Annotated in this window: 14 protein-coding genes, 2 tRNA genes, 3 rRNA genes and 3 pseudogenes; 11 read left to right on the forward strand and 11 right to left on the reverse strand. The window is 57.5% G+C overall.

Annotated elements, in window-relative coordinates:
- Positions 1-220: 220 nt before the first annotated feature.
- Positions 221-1,267, forward strand: coding sequence for a sterol desaturase family protein (locus I5961_RS11430; RefSeq protein WP_413541592.1), 1,047 nt, complete (start codon positions 221-223; stop codon positions 1,265-1,267).
- A gap of 157 nt (positions 1,268-1,424) precedes the next feature.
- Positions 1,425-1,841, forward strand: coding sequence for an organic hydroperoxide resistance protein (locus I5961_RS11435; RefSeq protein WP_007956881.1), 417 nt, complete (start codon positions 1,425-1,427; stop codon positions 1,839-1,841).
- Between the two features lie 81 nt (positions 1,842-1,922).
- Here I5961_RS11435 and I5961_RS11440 read toward each other — a convergent pair whose 3' ends face one another.
- From I5961_RS11440 to I5961_RS11480, 9 genes and pseudogenes are all read right to left on the reverse strand, one after another.
- A complete protein-coding gene (locus I5961_RS11440; RefSeq protein WP_227235280.1) occupies positions 1,923-2,399 on the reverse strand; it encodes a copper chaperone PCu(A)C in 477 nt (158 codons plus the stop codon).
- Positions 2,399-3,004, reverse strand: coding sequence for an SCO family protein (locus I5961_RS11445; RefSeq protein ID WP_039770777.1), 606 nt, complete (start codon positions 3,002-3,004; stop codon positions 2,399-2,401). The genes I5961_RS11440 and I5961_RS11445 overlap by 1 nt, the downstream gene beginning before the upstream one ends.
- Positions 3,005-3,331: 327 nt before the next feature.
- A pseudogene (locus tag I5961_RS11450) lies at positions 3,332-3,586 on the reverse strand (multidrug transporter); the annotation flags it as partial.
- Between the two features lie 60 nt (positions 3,587-3,646).
- Positions 3,647-3,850, reverse strand: a pseudogene (locus I5961_RS11455) (helix-turn-helix transcriptional regulator); the annotation flags it as partial.
- A 75-nt stretch (positions 3,851-3,925) separates the two neighbouring features.
- A complete protein-coding gene (gene glcF / locus I5961_RS11460; protein WP_227235281.1) occupies positions 3,926-5,158 on the reverse strand; it encodes a glycolate oxidase subunit GlcF in 1,233 nt (410 codons plus the stop codon).
- 3 nt (positions 5,159-5,161) lie between these two features.
- Positions 5,162-6,226 (reverse strand): annotated as a pseudogene (gene glcE / locus I5961_RS11465) (glycolate oxidase subunit GlcE).
- The gene (gene glcD, locus I5961_RS11470; protein ID WP_227235282.1) at positions 6,226-7,725 is read right to left on the reverse strand and encodes a glycolate oxidase subunit GlcD; all 1,500 of its coding nucleotides are present in this window, start codon (positions 7,723-7,725) and stop codon (positions 6,226-6,228) included. Before glcD ends, glcE begins: the two are co-directional and overlap by 1 nt.
- 236 nt (positions 7,726-7,961) lie before the next feature.
- Entirely contained in the window at positions 7,962-8,801 is an 840-nt protein-coding gene (yghU, locus tag I5961_RS11475) for a glutathione-dependent disulfide-bond oxidoreductase (RefSeq protein ID WP_085704331.1), read from the reverse strand.
- 170 nt (positions 8,802-8,971) lie between these two features.
- Positions 8,972-9,814, reverse strand: a complete 843-nt coding sequence (locus I5961_RS11480) for a helix-turn-helix transcriptional regulator (protein ID WP_227235283.1) — start codon at positions 9,812-9,814, stop codon at positions 8,972-8,974.
- Between the two features lie 106 nt (positions 9,815-9,920).
- Between I5961_RS11480 and I5961_RS11485 the strand changes: the two genes are divergently transcribed.
- The 9 genes from I5961_RS11485 (at position 9,921) to I5961_RS11525 (ending at position 20,194) form a co-directional block, all read left to right on the forward strand.
- Positions 9,921-10,877: a threonine dehydratase gene (locus I5961_RS11485; RefSeq protein ID WP_085704335.1), complete on the forward strand. Its 957-nt coding sequence runs from the start codon at positions 9,921-9,923 to the stop codon at positions 10,875-10,877.
- A gap of 627 nt (positions 10,878-11,504) precedes the next feature.
- Positions 11,505-13,041: ribosomal RNA gene (locus tag I5961_RS11490) — 16S ribosomal RNA — on the forward strand.
- 123 nt (positions 13,042-13,164) lie between these two features.
- A tRNA-Ile gene (locus I5961_RS11495) sits at positions 13,165-13,241 on the forward strand.
- Between the two features lie 10 nt (positions 13,242-13,251).
- A tRNA-Ala gene (locus tag I5961_RS11500) sits at positions 13,252-13,327 on the forward strand.
- Positions 13,328-13,564: 237 nt separating this feature from the next.
- Positions 13,565-16,455 (forward strand): 23S ribosomal RNA (locus I5961_RS11505).
- 156 nt (positions 16,456-16,611) lie between these two features.
- Positions 16,612-16,727, forward strand: a 5S ribosomal RNA gene (gene rrf / locus I5961_RS11510).
- The 16S, 23S and 5S rRNA genes sit together here with 2 tRNA genes alongside, the layout of an rRNA operon.
- A gap of 124 nt (positions 16,728-16,851) precedes the next feature.
- Entirely contained in the window at positions 16,852-17,307 is a 456-nt protein-coding gene (locus I5961_RS11515) for a VOC family protein (protein ID WP_085700413.1), read from the forward strand.
- A gap of 79 nt (positions 17,308-17,386) precedes the next feature.
- Positions 17,387-18,931 (forward strand): class I SAM-dependent methyltransferase, encoded by a 1,545-nt coding sequence (locus I5961_RS11520; RefSeq protein WP_227235284.1) that lies wholly within the window; start codon positions 17,387-17,389, stop codon positions 18,929-18,931.
- 129 nt (positions 18,932-19,060) lie between these two features.
- The gene (locus I5961_RS11525; RefSeq protein WP_085700411.1) at positions 19,061-20,194 is read left to right on the forward strand and encodes a sensor domain-containing diguanylate cyclase; all 1,134 of its coding nucleotides are present in this window, start codon (positions 19,061-19,063) and stop codon (positions 20,192-20,194) included.
- A gap of 22 nt (positions 20,195-20,216) precedes the next feature.
- Here the strand turns inward: I5961_RS11525 and I5961_RS11530 are convergent, their stop codons facing one another.
- Both I5961_RS11530 and I5961_RS11535 read right to left on the reverse strand, forming a co-directional pair.
- Positions 20,217-21,155, reverse strand: a complete 939-nt coding sequence (locus I5961_RS11530; protein WP_227235285.1) for an AraC family transcriptional regulator — start codon at positions 21,153-21,155, stop codon at positions 20,217-20,219.
- Positions 21,156-21,176: 21 nt separating this feature from the next.
- Complete coding sequence (locus I5961_RS11535; RefSeq protein WP_227235286.1) at positions 21,177-22,010, reverse strand: oxidoreductase; 834 nt, start codon at positions 22,008-22,010, stop codon at positions 21,177-21,179.
- Between the last annotated feature and the right edge of the window lie 55 nt (positions 22,011-22,065).

The following is a 22,065-nucleotide window of genomic DNA, read 5'->3' on the forward strand; positions in this document are numbered from 1 at the left end:
AAGGGTGGGCTGTCTGATCGCCTTTTTAAACGGCCGGGTGATCTGATCTTGAAAGCCACGGTGAGCCACCCGGACGAGGCTGGGCCTTGATCGGCGTCAGTCCTGGCGATTTTTCGGCCTGAGCGAGGCAGCGGTTTTATTGTTTCAGGCTGTTTAACCGGCTTTTGATCCATTGCTGCTGCATTTGCGAACCAGTCCGATTTACAATGCGCGCCCCCTGATGGAGTCGGTCGTCGTGGATTTACTCACGCAACTTCATGCGCAGCTCAGCCGCTGGGTGATCGATCCGGTCACCCAGCGGTTCCTTGGCCTGTTCGATTTGAACGGCCGTCTTGGTGTGGCGTTTCTGCTCACGTCCTACGGCGTGGCGTACGGCCTTTATCGCTACCGAAAATCCCGACACCTGACACAGGCCCGCTCCTTCTGGCAATTTGTCGGCGGCGGTCGTGTCCACGGGCATCGTTCGGCCTGGCTGGATTACCGTTATTACTTCATCAAGGCGATTCTGAAGGTGGCCCTGGTATTGCCGGTTGTTGGTCTCGTCGACCCGTACATCCTTCGTTCGGGCGACTATGCGCGGTTTTTCACCCAACTCTGGGGCGCTCGCGAGCAGGTTCCGGATCACCCGCTGATTGCGTTGTTCTACGGTCTGGGCGTTTTCCTGTTCAGGGATTTTCTGCATTACTGGATTCACCGCGCTTTCCACTCCCGCTATCTATGGGAGTTTCACAAGGTTCACCATTCGGCGCCGGTGCTGGTGCCGGCCACCGCCAGCCGGATTCACATCGTCGAATCGATCGTTGAACGAATCGTCATCACCGCCGGCCTCGGCGCGTTTGCGGGTGTGGTCTGGTACGCCTGCGGTGGCGAGGTCAGCCGCTATACGCTGTTCGGCGTGACCTGGCTGGCGCTGATCATCAACAGCCTGGCCTCCAATCTACGGCACAGCCATGTCTGGCTGTCGTTCGGGCCAGTGGTCGAACATGTGCTCAACAGCCCGGCCCAGCACCAGATCCACCACAGCGACGCCCCACGACATTTCAACAAGAACTTCGCGATCAATCTTTCACTGTGGGACTGGCTGTTCGGCACGCTGTACGTCACCACTTCAAAGCCCGAAGACTTGCGCTTCGGAACGGGCGAGCAGGACCACGCCCGCTACCTGACGCTGTACAGCCTGATCGTCACCCCGTTCGTGGACACCGCCAAACGCTTGTCGTCGAACGCCGACGGTCTCAAAACCCGGTTCAACCAGCGTACGCCTTGAATACTGGTCATTGTTGAACAACCCGCACGTCCGCTTGCCGGATGGGCGTTAAACCCGCGTCTATAGTGAGAGGGCTGTGTGAGACGGGTGGCGCACCTCAAGCTGCGACGGGAGGCGCCGAGTGAACAATCTGCTGTTTTTCATTCAGGAGATCGCCATGAGTCAGATTGAAAAAGTCCTCTATACCGCGAAAACCCACACCACCGGCGGACGTGACGGCGCATCGCGCAGTTCCGACGGGATCCTTGATGTAAAACTGTCGTCGCCCGGTTCCAGTGGCGGCGGGACCAATCCGGAACAATTGTTCGCCGCAGGCTGGTCGGCGTGTTTCATCGGCGCGATGAAAGCGGTGGCGGGGCAGCAGAAAATAAGCCTGCCGGCAGACCTGGCGGTGGATGCCGAAGTGGACCTGGGCACTAATTCGGGAGGGTATCTCCTGCAGGCGCGACTCAATGTAAGCCTGCCGGGCATGGAGCGCGGTGCGGCGCAGCAGTTGGTGGATGCGGCGCATCAGGTGTGCCCGTATTCCAAGGCCACGCGCAACAACATCGAGGTCGAATTGAAACTGGTCTGACCTCCAGACGCAAAAGGGGCGGCATGATCATCGATCATGCCGCCCCTTTTGTTTTTTTAAGCCGTATCTGTCAATCAGCGATCAATGCATCTTGCTGTGATCGTGGCCTTCCATGGTCAGCGCCTTGACCGGCGCTTTCACTTCAACGGTTTCCTTTTCACCCTTGGCGTTTTCGACGGTCAGGGTCAGCGGCACGCTGTCGCCTTCTTTCAACTGAGCGGTCAGGCCCATCAGCATCACGTGGTATCCATTCGGATCGAAATTGACGGCTTTGCCGGCCGGCAGGTCGACCGAGTTGACCGGGCCCATGCTCATCACGTCGTTCTTCATGGTCATCTCATGAATCTGCACGTTCTTGGCCGCGGGCGATGCAACACTGAGCAGCTTGCTGTCGCTGTCGGCGGTGACGGTCATGAACGCACCGCTGGCCGACTGGTTCGGCACGGTTGCCCGCACCCACGCGTCGTCGACCCTGGTCTGCGCCGAGACCTGGAAAGCCAGGCCCAGCAGCGACAGGCCCAATACGGCACGTTTGATGTTGTTCAGAAAAGGATTCATCAGCAGACCTCCATGACGGTAAGCAAATCTTCCGTGCACTCTTGTGCCGAAAGCGATTGAGACAGGCCCACACGCAACGTGCCCCGGGTGTCGTAGACATAACTGGTGGCGGTGTGGGAAAGGGTATAGGTGTCGCCGGCCGGGACTTTTTCGTAGAACACGTCGAATTCCTTGGCGGTGGCCTTGGTTTCTTCGAGGGTGCCGTACAGCGCGACGAAGCTTGGATCGAAGGTCTTGACGTAAGCGTCGAGGATTTCCGGGGTGTCGCGTTCTGGGTCGAGGGTGATGAACACCACTTGCAGGATGTCGCCGTCCTTGCCCATCAATTTCTTGATTTTCGCGGCGCGGGCCAGCGTCGTCGGACAGATCGCCGGGCACTGGGTGAAACCGAAGAAGATCATTGGCATCAGGCCGCGAAAGCTCGACAGCGTCACGGTGTTGCCTTCGGTGTCCTTGAGCTTGAAGGTGCGTCCGAGGATCTTGTCGCTCAGATCCTTGCCGTACTTGTACGACAGTTCGCCGCGGGTGTCGCAGCCGGCGAGCAGGCCGAGACCGAGTACGCCCATTCCCGCAAGCACCTTGCGGCGAGTCAACAAAGCCGTCATTTCATACCGCCCTTTGGAGCCCGCCAGTCGGCAGGACAGGCGGGCGGGTTAACCGTAAAAGCGGCGCATGATACCAAAATGATCCGGCAGGTCGGTTTTTGATCACCCGTCAATGTCGGAGCGGGCGACAAAAGGTGTAAGAAAAAATGACTCAAGGTGATGGCGAAGGCGGCTCGGGCGGGCTCCAGCCACCGCCCAGCGCGGTGTACAGGTTCACTTGCGCGACCAGTTGCGCCAACCCTTGCCGGCCTCGCGGTTGCGGATGGTCAGGTGCAGGCTTCGCTCGTCGGCGGCCAGCGTTTCCCGGGCCAGCGTCAGCAACTCCTGATCGACGTTCAGCGCGGCTACCCGCAGATCACGATTGTTGATCAGCGCGCTTTCGATCAATTGCTGCAACGCCGGGTCATTGAACAGCGCGCGCCAGTCTTCGACCCGGGGTGTGCGCGGGGATTGCGCGGCATACGCCGGACCTTGTGGATACTGCGCAGCGCTCGGCGATGCCGGTCGCTGGTAGTCGGGAGTCAACGAGCAACCGCCCAGCAGCAGTGCCACGGACAGGAGGGAGATCGGGAGCCTGGACATCAAACAGCCTTGTTCACGAATAAGAGCGGAGGCCGGGCGTCCGATAAAAGGAAGCGTGGATCAGGCGCCGGCCATCCATCTGGCCAGACCGTGTCGTCCGCTGACACCGAGCTTGGCGGCCGCATGCTTGAGGTAGGTATCGATCGAGCTGTTTTTGACCCTCAGCTTCTCGGCCATCTGCGGTACGGTGCCGCCGGTCAGCAAGCCCAGGCAGACTTCTTTTTTTCGTACCGACAACGTGATGTCGCCCAGTGCCATACCCTCCGCACACTGAGTCTTGCCGAAAAAAAGCCCCGCAAAGGCGATTTTTTCCGCCTGTCGTTTGCGTCGTCGCCGTGTCTATGCCTCGTTGAGCGAAGGTAATGCGGCATCCACCAGCTCGATCCAGTGCCTGACTGGCGTACGCCTCGCGCCGTCGAGGTGAGCCTGACAACCGATATTGGCGGTGGCGATGACATCAGGATGGCCGCTCTCCAGGGCGTTGAGCTTTTGGTCGCGCAGTTGCCGGGCCAGTGTTGGCTGGGTCAGCGAGTAGGTGCCTGCCGAGCCACAGCACAGATGTGCGTCCGGTACGGTCGTGAGGTTGAAGCCCAGCCGGTTCAGCACCGATTCCACCGCGCCGCCGAGTTTTTGTGCGTGCTGCAGGGTGCAAGGGCAGTGGAAAGCCAGACGCTGATCAGCGTGGATGCCCAGGGATTCGAGCGGTTCTTCGCGCAGCACCTCAACGAGATCCCGAGCCAGCGTGCTGACACGTCTTGCCTTCTCGGCGTATACCGGATCGGCGCCGAGCAAATGCCCGTAATCCTTGATGAACGCACCGCAACCGCTGGCGGTCTGCACGATCGCCTCGGCCCCCCGTTCGATGGCCGGCCACCACGCATCAATGTTGTGGCGGGCGCGGTCAAGGCCGGTGACCTGGGCGTCGAGGTGATAATCCACGGCACCGCAACAGCCAGCCTCACGGACGGGAATCACGCTGACGCCCAGACGATCCAGCACCCGTGCCGCTGCTGCATTGGTATTGGGTGACAAACCCGGTTGCACGCAACCCTCCAGCATCAACACTTGCCGTGCATGGCGGATGACTGGACGTGATGCAGGCGTCAACGCATTGCGTGGCAGTTTGTCTTGCAAGGTATCGGGCAGTAGCGACCGGAACATCTGCCCGCCATTGACCAATCCTTTGAACAACCGTGGATTGGGTACGACACTTCGAAGTCCTTCTCGCAGAAGGCGCTGTCCGGGCGGTCGCGGGAAGGCGGCGTCGACTACCGCCCGCCCTATGTCGAGCAGGTTGTGATAATCCACGCCGGAAGGGCAGGTGGTTTCACAGTTGCGACACGACAGGCAACGGTCCAGGTGTTGCTGGGTTTTGGCCGTGACTTCGTTGCCTTCGAGCACCTGCTTGATCAAGTAGATGCGCCCGCGCGGGCCGTCCAGTTCATCGCCGAGCAATTGATAAGTCGGGCAGGTCGCGTTGCAGAATCCGCAATGAACGCACGTGCGCAGGATGCTTTCGGCCTCTTCTGCGCGGGGCAGTTGTCGGGCTTGCGGGCTGAGGGTGGTCTGCATGGCTCAAAGCTCCGCGTACAGAAGGCCGGGGTTGAAAATGCCCCGGGGGTCGAGTTGTCGTTTGAGTTGACGGTGATAGTGAAGCAAGGCGGGCGCCAGGGGATGGAACGGTTCGTCGATCAAACCGTGGCTATAACAGGTCGCATGGCCGCCGACGTCGCCGACCGCTTTGCGAATGACCGACGCTTCGGCCGTCGATTTGAGCCAGCGTTGCGCTCCGCCCCAGTCGAGCCACTGCTTGCCGGGCAGGTCCAGCGGCGGTGTGTTGAGTGGTACGGACAGGCGCCAGAGCGGTTGGTCTTCATCGAAGAAGTCCAGGCGTTGTTCGTTGAGGTCGGCCCAGAACGAATTGTCGATCAGCTCGCCGCCAAGGCGATCACGGGCGGCCGCCACTGAACCTTCACCACCCTCCAGGCGCAAGTGCAATTGCCGGCCATCGTGACACGCGGCGCTGATCGGCAACGGCTGCTGGCCCCATTCGGCCAGGCGCAGCAGGGCATGTTCGCTGGTCATTTCCAGACGCAGGCTAAGGCACGCGCGCGGTTTGGGCAGCACTTTGAGCGACACTTCAGTGATGACACCCAGCGACCCGTAACTGCCAGCCATCAGGCGCGACAGATCGTAGCCGGCGACGTTCTTCATTACTTCGCCACCGAAACGCAGGTGTTTGCCATGACCGGTGATGATTCGCGTGCCCAGCACGAAATCGCGCACCGATCCCGACTAGGGACGACGCGGCCCGGACAGCCCAGTGGCGATCATGCCGCCGACCGTTGCGTCGTCGGCGAAGGCGGGGGGCTCGCACGCCAGCATTTGTTGCGAGGCGTCCAGCACGGCCAGCAACTTTGCCAGCGGAGTGCCGCAGCGCGCGGTGATCACCAATTCGGTCGGGTCGTAGCTGACGATGCCGCGATGGGCGCGGGTATCGAGAATTTCCCCTCCGACGATGCGTCCGAGAAACGCTTTGCTGTTGGCTCCCTGAATGCGCAGCGGCGTAGCGTTTACCAGTGCCCGGTTGACCTGTTCGAGCAGTGCGGCGCTGTCATCGAAATCTTTGGTGTCACCCATCAGAACCGCTCCAGTTCGGGGAAGGGTAATTGCCCGTGGTGTACGTGCAGGGCACCGAATTCGGCGCAGCGATGCAGGGTCGGAATATTTTTGCCGGGATTGAGCAGTCCACCGGGGTCGAAGGCTGCTTTCACGGCATGGAAAAGGGTCAACTCATCGCGGTTGAACTGCGCGCACATCTGATTGATTTTTTCCCGGCCCACGCCATGTTCGCCGGTGATGCTGCCGCCGACCTTCACGCACAATTCGAGGATCTTGCCACCCAGCGCTTCGGCTCGTTCCAGTTCGCCGGGCTGATTGGCATCGAACAGAATCAATGGATGCATGTTGCCGTCGCCGGCGTGGAATACGTTGGCGACCCGCAAGCCATATTCGGCTGAAAGCTGCGCTATCGCGTGCAGTACGCCGGGCAACTCGCGGCGCGGGATGGTGCCGTCCATGCAGTAATAGTCCGGCGACAACCGACCTACGGCGGGGAAGGCATTCTTGCGTCCGGCCCAGAACCGTACGCGCTCGGCTTCGTCCCGGGCCTGGCGCAGTTCGGTGGCGCCGGCCTGTTCGAGCACTTGGCGAACCCGCGCGCAATCATCGTGGACATCCGCTTCAACACCATCGAGTTCACAGAGCAGAATCGCCTCGGCGTCTACTGGATAACCGGCGTGTATGAAGTCTTCGGCGGCGCGGATCGCCAGGTTGTCCATCATCTCCAGGCCGCCGGGAATGATGCCGGCCGCGATGATGTCGGCTACTGCGCGGCCGGCTTTTTCCACGGAGTCGAACGCCGCCAGCAGCACTTTGGCGGTTTGCGGTTTGGGCAAGAGTTTGACCGTGACTTCGGTGATCACCCCGAGCAGTCCTTCGGAGCCGGTGAACAGCGCCAACAGGTCGAAGCCGGGAGAATCCAGCGCATCGGACCCCAGCGTCAGGCGTTCGCCATCCACGGTAAGAATCTCGATCTTGAGCAGGTTGTGAACGGTCAGGCCGTACTTGAGGCAATGCACGCCACCGGCGTTTTCCGCCACATTGCCACCGATGGAGCAGGCGATTTGCGAGGAAGGATCAGGCGCGTAATACAGCCCGAACGGCGCAGCGGCCTGGGAAATCGCCAGGTTGCGCACGCCGGGTTGAACCCGTGCGGTACGTGCTTCGGGGTCGATCCGCAGAATATTGTTGAAGCGCGTCATCACCAGCAGCACGCCTTTTTCCAGTGGCAGGGCACCGCCGGACAAACCGGTCCCGGCGCCCCGTGCCACCACCGGTACCCGCCGTTCGTGGCAGATTCGCAACACGCCCTGAACTTCATCGATGTGCCGTGGCAGCACCACCAGCAGCGGCGTGGTGCGATAGGCCGAGAGGCCATCGCATTCATACGGCTTCAGTTCTTCAAGCTGATGCAGGACTTCAAGATCCGGCCATTGGTGGTGCAGGGCTTGCAACAGCGCGGCTTTGTCGACATCGGGCAAAACGCCGTCGACCTGTTCGTCATAGAGAATGTTCATGATCGCTGGACGACCCTCCGTTGTCGTTATTCGAGGTCGGTGCCGTTTTCCATCATTGGGCTGCTGATACCGAGAAGTAAAGCGTAGCGGCCGGAGGTCCGTTGTCTCGCGCTTCTGTATGCCGCTACTTCAGGACTGCGACTGCGACTGCGACGATGCGTCGGCAGACGGCCTGAGAAGAGTGGGACACCACCCAACGCCCGAGCAGTGCGGGCGTTGGGTGGTGTCAGCGAACTTCAGTCCAGATCGCTTGCTTGATGCCGCTCCGGAACCTGGCCGGCTTCATCGCCCCACGTCCGGTTGACGCGCTGGCCGCGAATTACCGCAGGCCGGTCAGCAATCACTTGCGCCCAGCGTTGCACGTGGGTGTATTCGTGAGCGGAAAGAAACTCGGCGGCGGAGTACACGTTGTTGCGCACCAATTGCCCGTACCACGGCCAGACCGCGATGTCGGCGATGGTGTAGTCGTTGCCGGCGAGGAAGGCGCTTTCGCTCAGGCGGCGGTCGAGAACATCCAGCTGCCGCTTGGTTTCCATGGTGAATCGGTTGATCGGGTATTCGAGCTTTTCCGGCGCATACGCATAGAAATGACCGAAACCGCCGCCCAGGTAAGGTGCTGATCCCATCTGCCAGAACAGCCAGTTCAGGGTTTCGGTGCGTGCCGCCAGGTCGGTGGGCAGGAAGGCGCCAAATTTTTCTGCCAGATAGAGCAGGATCGAACCGGATTCGAATACGCGAATGGCCGGTTCTACGCTGCGATCCAGCAGCGCCGGGATTTTCGAATTGGGGTTGATCTCGACAAAGCCGCTGGAAAACTGGTCGCCCTCGTTGATGCGGATCAGCCAGGCGTCGTACTCGGCGCCGGAATGTCCGAGCGCCAGCAACTCCTCAAGCAGAATGGTCACTTTCACGCCGTTGGGCGTGGCCAGTGAATACAACTGCAACGGATGTTGGCCGATCGGCAGCGTCTTTTCATGCGTCGGCCCGGCAATCGGGCGATTGATGCTGGCGAACTGGCCGCCGGACGGAGCGATGTGTTTCCAGACCTTGGGTGGAGCGTAGGGCGCCTTGCTCATGAAACGGACCTCATCGGTTGTATGCCGCAATGACTTGAGCCGGACAGCGAGCGTGCCAGACTCTTGTCGAACAGAACACCATGCAAGGGCGTTTGAATGCCACTGGTGGTTCGCTGAAAAACGTTGATCGGCTGCAGACGCATTGCCGGGCTTTTGTCATTCAAGACGTCTCAGGTGGCCGCTTCTTCTTTAATAGAAGAGCGGGCAGGGCTTTTGCGCGAATCTGTACGCAGTTGCGCCGGACTCACGCCGAGACGCTGCCTGAAGGCTGTGGTCATATGCGCCTGTGAGTTAAAGCCACAGGCGAGGGCAATCTGCGAAAGACTGTCGGTTGTATCGCGCATCGACGCTCGGGCTTTGGCCAGTCGTCTGTCGATCAGGTAACTGTGGGGACTTTTGCCGGTCGCCTGTTTGAAAGCGCGCATGAAATAGCCCTCGGACAACTCCAGCAGTTGCGCCATAGCCGGAACGCCGAGAGGGTTGCCTAGGCCGGCGTCGATGAATTCATCCAGCAGGCGCATGCGGCTGCCGGTGATTGAACCTTGCTGCGTTGCGGTCGCATGACCTTCAACCCGTTCTGCCAGGTTGAGCGCCCAGCTTTCCCAGTCATCTTCCAGAGAGGTTTTCAGCAGTGCGCTGCGCATTCGCGACGCGAGGTAGATCGCTTGCGGGTCGATGCGATTATTGAACGCCTCGTCGCCGGCCAATGCTGTGCCGTCGGTGCGTATCACCCGCAGATATTCGCCGCCCATGGGCGACTCGGAGAACACGTCACAGCCAGCCGGAACAAACGCCAGGCCATTGGGCATTGCATCGAAGGGGCGTATCCGGTCACTACCGATGGCGTGCACGCCGCGCTGGCTGTCGAAGGCAAAGCCGATCGCTGACTGGGTCGCCACGTACCGCGCCGAGTAGGCTGCGCCCGGCAGCAACTCGATCACCCACGGGCCGGCTTCGATACGACGTATCGGCTCGGCGACGGTTATGGAGGGGCGACGGTTTCGATGGCTCATGAACGCCATAGTAGTGAAGGGCGTGCATAAAAGTCAGGTCTGTTTTTTGAAAGCCGATGTGAAGCGTCCGTGCCTAGACTGGGCCAAAGTCCAAGGAGCCACTTATATGCACGCACTCACTCGCGACGACATCGAGAACGCTGCCCGCCAGGTTTATCAAGTGATGCCGGCTACCGCCCAATACCGTTGGCCGCTGCTGGCAGAACGGCTGGGCTGCACAGTTTGGGTCAAGCATGAAAACCACACGCCGACCGGTGCCTTTAAGGTGCGTGGCGGTATCACGTTCATGCACTGGCTGCGTCGCGAACATCCCACTGTCAAAGGCATTGTCTCTGCGACGCGTGGCAATCACGGTCAGAGCCTGGCGCTGGCAGCGCAGGCGGTGGGCCTGAAAGCATTGATCGTGGTGCCGCAGGGCAATTCGCTGGAAAAGAACAATGCCATGCGCGGCTTCGGTGGTGAAGTGGTCGAGTACGGGCGCGATTTCGACGAGGCGCGTGAAGAGGCGGCGCGTTTGGCGCAGGAACATGACCTTTTTCTGGTGCCGCCTTTTCACGTTGAACTGGTCAAGGGCGTGGCGACTTATGCGCTGGAGCTGTTTGGTGCTGCATCGGATCTGGATACGATTTACGTGCCCATTGGTTGCGGATCGGGGATCTGTGGTGTGATCGCTGCCCGTGACGCGCTGGGACTGAATACTGAAGTGGTGGGGGTTGTATCGACAGAGGCCGCGGCCGCCAAGCTGTCGTTCGACGCGAACATGATCTGCGAAACCGCTTCGGCGAATACGTTCGCGGATGGCCTGGCTGTGCGCAAGCCGATTGCCCAGGCGTTCGACATCTATAAGGAAGGAGCGGCGAGGATCGTTTCGGTCAGCGAAGGCGAGATCGCCGAGGCCATGCGCGTGTATTACACCGAGACTCACAACCTTGCAGAGGGCGCGGGTGCCTCAGCGCTGGCAGCGTTGATGCAGGAGCGTGGAAGGATGCAGGGGAAAAAGGTCGGGGTGATTCTGTCCGGGGGGAATATTGACCGATCGGTGTATGCGAGGGTTATTGGTTGAGTGCTGACTTGCCGGTGGATGCACTCATCGCGTTCGCGTCTATATAGAAGCGGCGTTTTCCTAAGGTTGATAGAAAACTCAAATTAAGTGTTGACGGCAGATTCTGAGTCTCTATAATTCGCCCCACTTCCGGCGCAGTCGAAACGGAAAACTCCTTTAAATTCAATGAGTTAGTAAGTTTCGAAGGCGGGCCGCTTCAGTTCATCGAAGCCTGGAAGGCGTTGGAAATGCCGGTTTGTTGGGCGCTTTCAGCGATTTGATCTTCTCGGTCGAAAGCGAAGAAAAAGAGGTGTTGACAGCAGCGTGTAACGCTGTAGAATTCGCCTCCCGCTAACGAGAGATCGGAAGCGCAAGTGGTTGAAGTTGTTGAAGAAATCTTCAAAAACTTCTGTAAATAATCACTTGACAGTAAATGAGGCTGCTGTAGAATGCGCGCCTCGGTTGAGACGAAAGATCTTAACCAGCCGCTCTTTAACAACTGAATCAAGCAATTCGTGTGGGTGCTTGTGGAGTCAGACTGATAGTCAACAAGATTATCAGCATCACAAGTTACTCCGCGAGAAATCAAAGATGTAACCAACGATTGCTGAGCCAAGTTTAGGGTTTCTTAAAAACCCAAAGATGTTTGAACTGAAGAGTTTGATCATGGCTCAGATTGAACGCTGGCGGCAGGCCTAACACATGCAAGTCGAGCGGATGAAGGGAGCTTGCTCCTTGATTCAGCGGCGGACGGGTGAGTAATGCCTAGGAATCTGCCTGGTAGTGGGGGACAACGTTTCGAAAGGAACGCTAATACCGCATACGTCCTACGGGAGAAAGCAGGGGACCTTCGGGCCTTGCGCTATCAGATGAGCCTAGGTCGGATTAGCTAGTTGGTGAGGTAATGGCTCACCAAGGCGACGATCCGTAACTGGTCTGAGAGGATGATCAGTCACACTGGAACTGAGACACGGTCCAGACTCCTACGGGAGGCAGCAGTGGGGAATATTGGACAATGGGCGAAAGCCTGATCCAGCCATGCCGCGTGTGTGAAGAAGGTCTTCGGATTGTAAAGCACTTTAAGTTGGGAGGAAGGGTTGTAGATTAATACTCTGCAATTTTGACGTTACCGACAGAATAAGCACCGGCTAACTCTGTGCCAGCAGCCGCGGTAATACAGAGGGTGCAAGCGTTAATCGGAATTACTGGGCGTAAAGCGCGCGTAGGTGGTTCGTTAAGTTGGATGTGAAATCCCCGGGCTCAACCTGGGAACTGCATCCAAAACTGGCGAGCTAGAGTATGGTAGAGGGTGGTGGAATTTCCTGTGTAGCGGTGAAATGCGTAGATATAGGAAGGAACACCAGTGGCGAAGGCGACCACCTGGACTGATACTGACACTGAGGTGCGAAAGCGTGGGGAGCAAACAGGATTAGATACCCTGGTAGTCCACGCCGTAAACGATGTCAACTAGCCGTTGGGAGCCTTGAGCTCTTAGTGGCGCAGCTAACGCATTAAGTTGACCGCCTGGGGAGTACGGCCGCAAGGTTAAAACTCAAATGAATTGACGGGGGCCCGCACAAGCGGTGGAGCATGTGGTTTAATTCGAAGCAACGCGAAGAACCTTACCAGGCCTTGACATCCAATGAACTTTCCAGAGATGGATTGGTGCCTTCGGGAACATTGAGACAGGTGCTGCATGGCTGTCGTCAGCTCGTGTCGTGAGATGTTGGGTTAAGTCCCGTAACGAGCGCAACCCTTGTCCTTAGTTACCAGCACGTTATGGTGGGCACTCTAAGGAGACTGCCGGTGACAAACCGGAGGAAGGTGGGGATGACGTCAAGTCATCATGGCCCTTACGGCCTGGGCTACACACGTGCTACAATGGTCGGTACAAAGGGTTGCCAAGCCGCGAGGTGGAGCTAATCCCATAAAACCGATCGTAGTCCGGATCGCAGTCTGCAACTCGACTGCGTGAAGTCGGAATCGCTAGTAATCGCGAATCAGAATGTCGCGGTGAATACGTTCCCGGGCCTTGTACACACCGCCCGTCACACCATGGGAGTGGGTTGCACCAGAAGTAGCTAGTCTAACCTTCGGGAGGACGGTTACCACGGTGTGATTCATGACTGGGGTGAAGTCGTAACAAGGTAGCCGTAGGGGAACCTGCGGCTGGATCACCTCCTTAATCGACGACATCAGCTGCTTCATAAGCTCCCACACGAATTGCTTGATTCATTGAAGAAGACGATAGAAGCAGCTTTAAGCTCCAAGCTGATAGCTCTGAGCTAACAGTTACAAGCTCGAAATTGGGTCTGTAGCTCAGTTGGTTAGAGCGCACCCCTGATAAGGGTGAGGTCGGCAGTTCGAATCTGCCCAGACCCACCAATTTTGTTATGGGGCCATAGCTCAGCTGGGAGAGCGCCTGCCTTGCACGCAGGAGGTCAGCGGTTCGATCCCGCTTGGCTCCACCATAAACTGCTTCGAAGTTTGAGAGTTTAGAAATGAATATTCGATTTGAATATTGATTTCTAGTCTTTTGATTAGATCGTTCTTTAAAAATTTGGGTATGTGATAGAAAGATAGACTGAGATCCACTTTCACTGGTGGTGATCAGGCTAAGGTAAAATTTGTGAGTTCTCTTAGTTGAGAAATTCGAATTTTCGGCGAATGTCGTCTTCACAGTATAACCAGATTGCTTGGGGTTATATGGTCAAGTGAAGAAGCGCATACGGTGGATGCCTTGGCAGTCAGAGGCGATGAAAGACGTGGTAGCCTGCGAAAAGCTTCGGGGAGTCGGCAAACAGACTTTGATCCGGAGATGTCTGAATGGGGGAACCCAGCCATCATAAGATGGTTATCTTGTACTGAATGCATAGGTGCAAGAAGCGAACCAGGGGAACTGAAACATCTAAGTACCCTGAGGAAAAGAAATCAACCGAGATTCCCTTAGTAGTGGCGAGCGAACGGGGACTAGCCCTTAAGTGGCTTTGAGATTAGCGGAACGCTCTGGAAAGTGCGGCCATAGTGGGTGATAGCCCTGTACGCGAAAGTCTCTTAGTCATGAAATCGAGTAGGACGGAGCACGAGAAACTTTGTCTGAATATGGGGGGACCATCCTCCAAGGCTAAATACTACTGACTGACCGATAGTGAACTAGTACCGTGAGGGAAAGGCGAAAAGAACCCCGGAGAGGGGAGTGAAATAGATCCTGAAACCGTATGCGTACAAGCAGTGGGAGCAGACATTGTTCTGTGACTGCGTACCTTTTGTATAATGGGTCAGCGACTTATTTTCAGTGGCGAGCTTAACCGAATAGGGGAGGCGTAGCGAAAGCGAGTCTTAATAGGGCGTCTAGTCGCTGGGAATAGACCCGAAACCGGGCGATCTATCCATGGGCAGGTTGAAGGTTAGGTAACACTGACTGGAGGACCGAACCGACTACCGTTGAAAAGTTAGCGGATGACCTGTGGATCGGAGTGAAAGGCTAATCAAGCTCGGAGATAGCTGGTTCTCCTCGAAAGCTATTTAGGTAGCGCCTCATGTATCACTGTAGGGGGTAGAGCACTGTTTCGGCTAGGGGGTCATCCCGACTTACCAAACCGATGCAAACTCCGAATACCTACAAGTGCCGAGCATGGGAGACACACGGCGGGTGCTAACGTCCGTCGTGAAAAGGGAAACAACCCAGACCGTCAGCTAAGGTCCCAAAGTTATGGTTAAGTGGGAAACGATGTGGGAAGGCTTAGACAGCTAGGAGGTTGGCTTAGAAGCAGCCACCCTTTAAAGAAAGCGTAATAGCTCACTAGTCGAGTCGGCCTGCGCGGAAGATGTAACGGGGCTCAAACCATACACCGAAGCTACGGGTATCACGCAAGTGATGCGGTAGAGGAGCGTTCTGTAAGCCTGTGAAGGTGAGTTGAGAAGCTTGCTGGAGGTATCAGAAGTGCGAATGCTGACATGAGTAACGACAATGGGTGTGAAAAACACCCACGCCGAAAGACCAAGGTTTCCTGCGCAACGTTAATCGACGCAGGGTTAGTCGGTCCCTAAGGCGAGGCTGAAAAGCGTAGTCGATGGAAAACAGGTTAATATTCCTGTACTTCTGGTTATTGCGATGGAGGGACGGAGAAGGCTAGGCCAGCTTGGCGTTGGTTGTCCAAGTTTAAGGTGGTAGGCTGAAATCTTAGGTAAATCCGGGGTTTCAAGGCCGAGAGCTGATGACGAGTTGCCTTTAGGCGACGAAGTGGTTGATGCCATGCTTCCAAGAAAAGCTTCTAAGCTTCAGATAACCAGGAACCGTACCCCAAACCGACACAGGTGGTTGGGTAGAGAATACCAAGGCGCTTGAGAGAACTCGGGTGAAGGAACTAGGCAAAATGGCACCGTAACTTCGGGAGAAGGTGCGCCGGTGAGGGTGAAGCACTTGCTGCGTAAGCCCACGCCGGTCGAAGATACCAGGCCGCTGCGACTGTTTATTAAAAACACAGCACTCTGCAAACACGAAAGTGGACGTATAGGGTGTGACGCCTGCCCGGTGCCGGAAGGTTAATTGATGGGGTTAGCTAACGCGAAGCTCTTGATCGAAGCCCCGGTAAACGGCGGCCGTAACTATAACGGTCCTAAGGTAGCGAAATTCCTTGTCGGGTAAGTTCCGACCTGCACGAATGGCGTAACGATGGCGGCGCTGTCTCCACCCGAGACTCAGTGAAATTGAAATCGCTGTGAAGATGCAGTGTATCCGCGGCTAGACGGAAAGACCCCGTGAACCTTTACTATAGCTTTGCACTGGACTTTGAATTTGCTTGTGTAGGATAGGTGGGAGGCTTTGAAGCGTGGACGCCAGTTCGCGTGGAGCCATCCTTGAAATACCACCCTGGCAACTTTGAGGTTCTAACTCAGGTCCGTTATCCGGATCGAGGACAGTGTATGGTGGGTAGTTTGACTGGGGCGGTCTCCTCCTAAAGAGTAACGGAGGAGTACGAAGGTGCGCTCAGACCGGTCGGAAATCGGTCGTAGAGTATAAAGGCAAAAGCGCGCTTGACTGCGAGACAGACACGTCGAGCAGGTACGAAAGTAGGTCTTAGTGATCCGGTGGTTCTGTATGGAAGGGCCATCGCTCAACGGATAAAAGGTACTCCGGGGATAACAGGCTGATACCGCCCAAGAGTTCATATCGACGGCGGTGTTTGGCACCTCGATGTCGGCTCATCACATCCTGGGGCTGAAGCCGGTCCCAAGGGTATGGCTGTTCGCCATTTAAAGTGGTACGCGAGCTGGGTTTAGAACGTCGTGAGACAGTTCGGTCCCTATCTGCCGTGGACGTTTGAGATTTGAGAGGGGCTGCTCCTAGTACGAGAGGACCGGAGTGGACGAACCTCTGGTGTTCCGGTTGTCACGCCAGTGGCATTGCCGGGTAGCTATGTTCGGGAAAGATAACCGCTGAAAGCATCTAAGCGGGAAACTTGCCTCAAGATGAGATCTCACTGGAACCTTGAGTTCCCTGAAGGGCCGTCGAAGACTACGACGTTGATAGGTTGGGTGTGTAAGCGCTGTGAGGCGTTGAGCTAACCAATACTAATTGCCCGTGAGGCTTGACCATATAACACCCAAGCAATCTGCAGACTCGAAAGAGACCAGATTGCGGTGTGTGAAGACGCAATGAACCGAAAGTTCGACGCTCACAAAACACCGAAAGCTGTCACATACCCAATTTGCTGAAGCGAGGCCATCTGGTCACGAGTCAGTACCCGAATTTCTTGACGACCATAGAGCGTTGGAACCACCTGATCCCATCCCGAACTCAGAAGTGAAACGATGCATCGCCGATGGTAGTGTGGGGTTTCCCCATGTGAGAGTAGGTCATCGTCAAGATTAAATTCCGAAACCCCAATTGCGAAAGCAGTTGGGGTTTTGTTTTGCCTGCAGGAAAGTTTTTGCTCGCGTCAGCGAGCACGTTGACGGTTACCATGAGCGTCCGTTTTCCAGGAGGCAGGCAATGCAACTCCAGTTCAGTCACGTCGATGTACTCGTCAATAACCTCGAAGAAGCCTGTGCGTACTACGCTCGGATATTGAAGGCGAGAATCTCCAGGACACTGGTGTGGGAGCGGGGCGGCTTGCATGTGCGATATGCGATTGCGTTGATCGGGCAGGAGCGTTTCATGCTGGTCCAGCCATTGGCCGGGAATCTGCGAAAGCTCCTGGATAGCGCGGGCGAGGGCATGATCTACCGCCACTGCTATTCGACTCCCGACATCGAAAAAGCCTACGACGAACTGGTCGCCGATGGGGTACAGCCAGAAGATGAAAACGGTAACCCGCTGGCTCGCGAACACCTGCAATCGCCGGCAGGGGCACGCATCATCTGGCTGCCCAAACGCTTTGGCCACTTCTCGATTGAAATTCTGGAGGAGGCGACGTTGGAAGCGTTTATCAAGGACGCGTTTGCCTGACGTTTTTCCTCTTGTGATACGCCACGACTACCCCGTATAAGAGCGACTTTCACTTCCGATATAAGAAAAGGGTGCACGCATGAGCAATGCCTGGAACGAAGGATATTTCACGGACGAAGGCTACACCTACGGGTATAGCCGGGAAATCAATCCGGTTTTCCAGCGTTATTGCCTGCTGTTGCGCGGTTTCGCCACGCTGGAAAGCACGGACGGTTACCACTGTGAGCTCGGCTTCGGTCAGGGCGTTTCGATCAACATCCATGCTGCGGGCAATCCGGGCTCCTATGTCGGCACCGACTTTCACCCCGGGCAGGCGTCCCATGCCATCGCTCTGGCCAGAGACTGGGGCAGCGATGCGCGACTGTATGACGATAGCTTCGAGCAATTGCTGGCCCGTCATGACTTACCTCAGTTCGACAGCATCAGCCTGCATGGCATCTGGACCTGGGTCAGTCGAGACAACCACAAGCTGATCGTGGAGTTCGTCCGCCGTCATCTCAAGCCAGGTGGAATGCTCTACGTCAGCTACAACTGTTTCCCGGGCTGGTCGCCTCAGGCACCCTTGCGCCAACTGTTCAGTTTGCACGACCGGTTCGCCAGTCCGGCCTCTGTACGTCCTGATCAACGTATCGACGCTGCGCTGCAGTTTTCCGAAGCGCTGCTGGCTGCAAACCCCAAATATGCCAACTCGGCGCCTGGGCTGGATGCCAAGCTTCAGAGCATTAAAGGCCAGGATCGCCAGTACGTCGCCCATGAGTATTTCAATCGCGACTGGAACTGCATGTATTTCACCGACGTGGTTGATGCCCTGGCGCCCGCCAAGCTCGATTACGCCACGACAGCCGTGCCGTTGGACTCCGTCGACCCGCTCAACCTGAGCGCCGAAGGCATGGACTTTCTGGAAGGTATCGAGCATCCCGTCATGCGTGAGCAGGCGCGTGACTACTTTGTGAACCAGAGTTTCCGGCGCGACCTTTATGTGCGGGGCGCCAACAGACTGTCCGCCTCCGAGCACCGCGAGCGTATGCTCAGCACGCGCTTCGTCCTGTTGCAGGTAGCCGAGAGCGTACCGGTCAACGTCACCGGTCCGGCAGGCGCAGCCACTTTGCAGGCAGAAATCTATGGTCCGGTACTCTCTGCACTGGCGGATGACGCTTATGTGCCGAAGACCCTGCGGCATTTGCTGGATCTCGTGCCCTCATTGGGCTATGGCGATGTGGAGCAGGCGCTCAACGTGTTGATCGGCATGGGAGCCGTGGCGCCCTGTCAGAGCGAGGCAGCCGAAAAACTGGTGCAGGCCCGCTGCAATACCCTCAATCTGCAGCTGTGCAAGCGTTCGTTGTATGGCAGCAAAATTCAGACTCTGGCGAGTCCAGTGACGGGGGGAGGTGTGACGGTCAGTCGCTTCCAGCAGTTGTTCCTGATATCGATCAAGCAGGGCAAAAAGCACCCGGCTGAATGGGCGCAACTGGCATGGGGCATCATTGGCGGCCAGGGCGAAGGTCTGCTGAAGGATGGCAGGGCCCTGACCACCGCCGAAGAAAATCTTGCCGAACTGACCGGTCAGGCCCAAGTGTTTGCCGACAGTACGCTGGTCATTCTCAAGGCGTTGCACATCGTTTAGGCACGAGAATTGATGGAGGACAGGCGCTAGAACGAGATTCTGGCGCCTTTGTATCAAAGGCGTCGTCACGGGCGGTGCCGAAATGGGCTTATGTCGGTTTTATGTAGCAGTCAGGCGTGGGTGGATCGAATGGAGTTATCAGATCTTCGGCGTGAGCACGGCGCTTCGATCGACGAGCAGGTCAACACTGATCGATTGCATCAGTTGTTTCGCCAATCCGTTTCAGCCGTTATCGGCAGCTACCTGGCCGCGCTCATGCTCTGTGGGCTGTGTTGGGATCGTTTTGAACAAGCCTGTATTTTCGTGTGGCTCGGCCTGCTGACGGTGTCCACGTTGTTGCGTATATCGATGTTCGTCGCCTGGTTTCGCAGCGATGAGAGCGAGCGAACACCCAAGCGCTGGGAGCGCAAATACTGGGCAACCCTGGTGCTGTCCGCCGGCATATGGGGCGCAGGTGCGTTGATCATCATGCCGGCCGACGACCTGTTGGCGCAGGCATTGGTCATGCTCTTCACGGTCGGGATGTCGGTCAGCGCGGTGTCCTGTTATTCGGCTTATCGATACATGACGCTGGTCTCCGTGGCTCTGGTGCTGCTGCCGTGTACGTTCTGGCTGCTGTTTCAACCGTCCACGCTTCAAGTGGGCATGGCGCTGGCGGTCCTTGTCTTTGCGTCGTTCGTCGCCCGTGCTACGCGCAAAATGACTGAAGCGCTGGAGGCGGCCTTTCGCCTGACCCGGGAAATGGAGCGCGCGCACAACATCTCCAGGCTCGCCGCACGAACCGACGAGCTGACTGGCCTGAACAACCGGCGGGCGTTTTTCGAACGGGCACAGCAACTGTTCGATGAGTGCCGGCGACGCCAGTCGAACCTGTGTGCCGTCATGCTGGACATGGATCATTTCAAACACATCAATGACACCTACGGCCACCAGGTCGGGGATCGTGTTTTGCAGCAGATGGGGAGCATCATCTGTACATATTTTCGGGACACCGATGTGCATGGTCGATTAGGCGGCGAAGAGTTCGCGATCCTGCTTCCGGATACCTCGATCGAGAAGGCGCTGGAGCTGCTGGAAAACCTGATTGTGACCATGCCCAGGATCATGACCGGCCCGGTTCATCGCATCACCGCCAGCCTGGGCGTTGCTTCGATGCAGAACGAAGACTCGGATCTTCACAGTTTGATGAACAACGCCGACAAAGCCTTGTATCGGGCCAAAGCCCTTGGACGTAATCAGATCGTGGTGGCTGAAACGGTTTAATCAAGCGCGCCCGAGCACGGCGTCAATGCGAAGACACATAAACAGACGGCGACGTCGGTGCAGGCAGCGCATACGTTGCCTTCATCCATTCAATCTCCGCCTGCGGCGTTCGCCCGAAAAAACGTTTGAACTCGCGGCTGAACTGCGAGGCGCTTTCATAGCCGACACTGAACGCCGCCGCTGATGCCGTCATTGCGTGGCGCAACATCAAAAGTCGCGCTTGATGCAGGCGCGTCGACTTCAGGTACTGCATGGGCGAGGCATCCGTCACGCTGCGAAAGTGCAGGTGAAAACTGGGCACGCTCATGCTTGCTTCGCGGGCCAGTTGCTCGACGTCCAGGCGCTCCTGATAGCTGCTGTGGATCTTGCGGATCGCCCGCGTCACCTTGCCGAAGTGTCCCTGTCGATTGAGTGCGGCACGCATCGAACCGCCTTGTTCACCGGTCAGGATGCGGTAATAGATCTCGCGCAACAGCGACGGTCCCAATATCTGCGCCTCACCCGGAGTGCTCATGGCTTGGAGAAAACGCAGCGTCGAAGCGCGCAGGCGGTCGTCCATCGGTGAGGCAAACATGCCCTTGGGTGGCGCGCTGCTCGGACCGTGAACGTCATCCACTTGCTGCATCAACTCGCTGGCCACCTGGAAATCGAGTTGCATATAGATCGCGAGCATTGGCTCGTCTTCAGAGGCATCGGTCTCCATGGTGAAGGGGATCGGAACCGACACCACCAGATAATGCTGAGCGTCATAGACGTAGACGTCATTGCCCAGATACCCGCGCTTCTGCCCCTGACAGAGAATCACGATGCCCGGATCGTACAGCACCGGCGTGCGAGTCAGTGGCCGGTTCGAGCGCAGGAAGCGCACGCCCTCCAGTGCACTGAGGTTGTAGCCCTCCACCGGTGCGAGCGCTTCCATCAGCTGCACCATGCGAGAAATACTTGAGTCGGCCTGTTTCATTGCGTTCTCTCTGTGGGCCGTTCAATGGTCGGTGGAGCGCGTCAGCGTTTCCCATTGATCGATCTCGCTGGCGGCGCGTTTCAGCTTGTCGCGCACCAGGCTCAATGCATCGCTGCCCAGCAACAGATGCGCTGGTGGAGCAGCACTGGCGATGATCTGCAACATCGCTTGCGCGGCTTTCTGCGGATCGCCGAGCTGCTTGCCGCTTTTGTCTTCGCGCGCCTTGCGTACGGGGTCGAAGCTGGCGTCATAGTCAGCGATGCTGCGGGGTGTACGCTGCATCGAACGACCTGCCCAGTCGGTTCGAAATGAACCCGGCGCGACGGCGGTCACGAAGATATTGAATGGCGCCAGTTCCTTGCTCAGCGTATCGGAGATGCCCTCAAGCGCAAACTTGCTGCCGCAGTAGTACGCAATGCCCGGCATGGTGATTGTGCCGCCCATCGACGTGATATTGAGAATATGGCCCGCCCGCCGCCGGCGAAAGAACGGCACAAACGCCTTGGTCACGGCAACCGCGCCGAACACGTTCACGTCGAACTGGCGGCGCATCTCCTCCAGCGGCGATTCTTCGAAAATGCCTTCGTGGCCGTAGCCGGCGTTGTTGACCAGCACATCGACCGGGCCGTGTGTCGCTTCGACGGTCGCCACGACGCTATCGATCCGGTCGAAGTCCGTGACATCCAGCAGCACGCCGTATGCCTTATCGATGGACAGCGCCTGAAAGGCTTGCAGGTCGGCTTCGCTGCGCACGCTGCCGATGACGCGGTGACCGGCAGCCAGCGCTTCCTTGGCCAGCGCCTGGCCGAAGCCGCTGCTGACGCCGGTGATGAAGAGGGTTTTGGTGTCAGGCATGACGTTCTCCGCAAATCAGGTGTGCCGTCATGGTAGCCAGCGATAAATGGTTCAC

Origin of the sequence: Pseudomonas sp. IAC-BECa141 (genome assembly GCF_020544405.1) — a bacterium.
In the GTDB taxonomy this organism is placed as follows: domain Bacteria; phylum Pseudomonadota; class Gammaproteobacteria; order Pseudomonadales; family Pseudomonadaceae; genus Aquipseudomonas.

Excerpts from the sequence above, each read along its gene's own strand:
- I5961_RS11525 (WP_085700411.1), top strand. The coding sequence starts at position 19,061 with ATGGAGTTATCAGATCTTCGGCGTGAGCACGGCGCTTCGATCGACGAG.
- glcF (WP_227235281.1), bottom strand. The coding sequence starts at position 5,158 with ATGCAGACCACCCTCAGCCCGCAAGCCCGACAACTGCCCCGCGCAGAA.
- I5961_RS11435 (WP_007956881.1), top strand. The coding sequence starts at position 1,425 with ATGAGTCAGATTGAAAAAGTCCTCTATACCGCGAAAACCCACACCACC.
- I5961_RS11485 (WP_085704335.1), top strand. The coding sequence starts at position 9,921 with ATGCACGCACTCACTCGCGACGACATCGAGAACGCTGCCCGCCAGGTT.
- I5961_RS11520 (WP_227235284.1), top strand. The coding sequence starts at position 17,387 with ATGAGCAATGCCTGGAACGAAGGATATTTCACGGACGAAGGCTACACC.
- I5961_RS11530 (WP_227235285.1), bottom strand. The coding sequence starts at position 21,155 with ATGAAACAGGCCGACTCAAGTATTTCTCGCATGGTGCAGCTGATGGAA.
- I5961_RS11535 (WP_227235286.1), bottom strand. The coding sequence starts at position 22,010 with ATGCCTGACACCAAAACCCTCTTCATCACCGGCGTCAGCAGCGGCTTC.
- I5961_RS11445 (WP_039770777.1), bottom strand. The coding sequence starts at position 3,004 with ATGACGGCTTTGTTGACTCGCCGCAAGGTGCTTGCGGGAATGGGCGTA.
- I5961_RS11430 (WP_413541592.1), top strand. The coding sequence starts at position 221 with ATGGAGTCGGTCGTCGTGGATTTACTCACGCAACTTCATGCGCAGCTC.
- I5961_RS11515 (WP_085700413.1), top strand. The coding sequence starts at position 16,852 with ATGCAACTCCAGTTCAGTCACGTCGATGTACTCGTCAATAACCTCGAA.
- I5961_RS11480 (WP_227235283.1), bottom strand. The coding sequence starts at position 9,814 with ATGAGCCATCGAAACCGTCGCCCCTCCATAACCGTCGCCGAGCCGATA.
- glcD (WP_227235282.1), bottom strand. The coding sequence starts at position 7,725 with ATGAACATTCTCTATGACGAACAGGTCGACGGCGTTTTGCCCGATGTC.
- I5961_RS11440 (WP_227235280.1), bottom strand. The coding sequence starts at position 2,399 with ATGAATCCTTTTCTGAACAACATCAAACGTGCCGTATTGGGCCTGTCG.
- yghU (WP_085704331.1), bottom strand. The coding sequence starts at position 8,801 with ATGAGCAAGGCGCCCTACGCTCCACCCAAGGTCTGGAAACACATCGCT.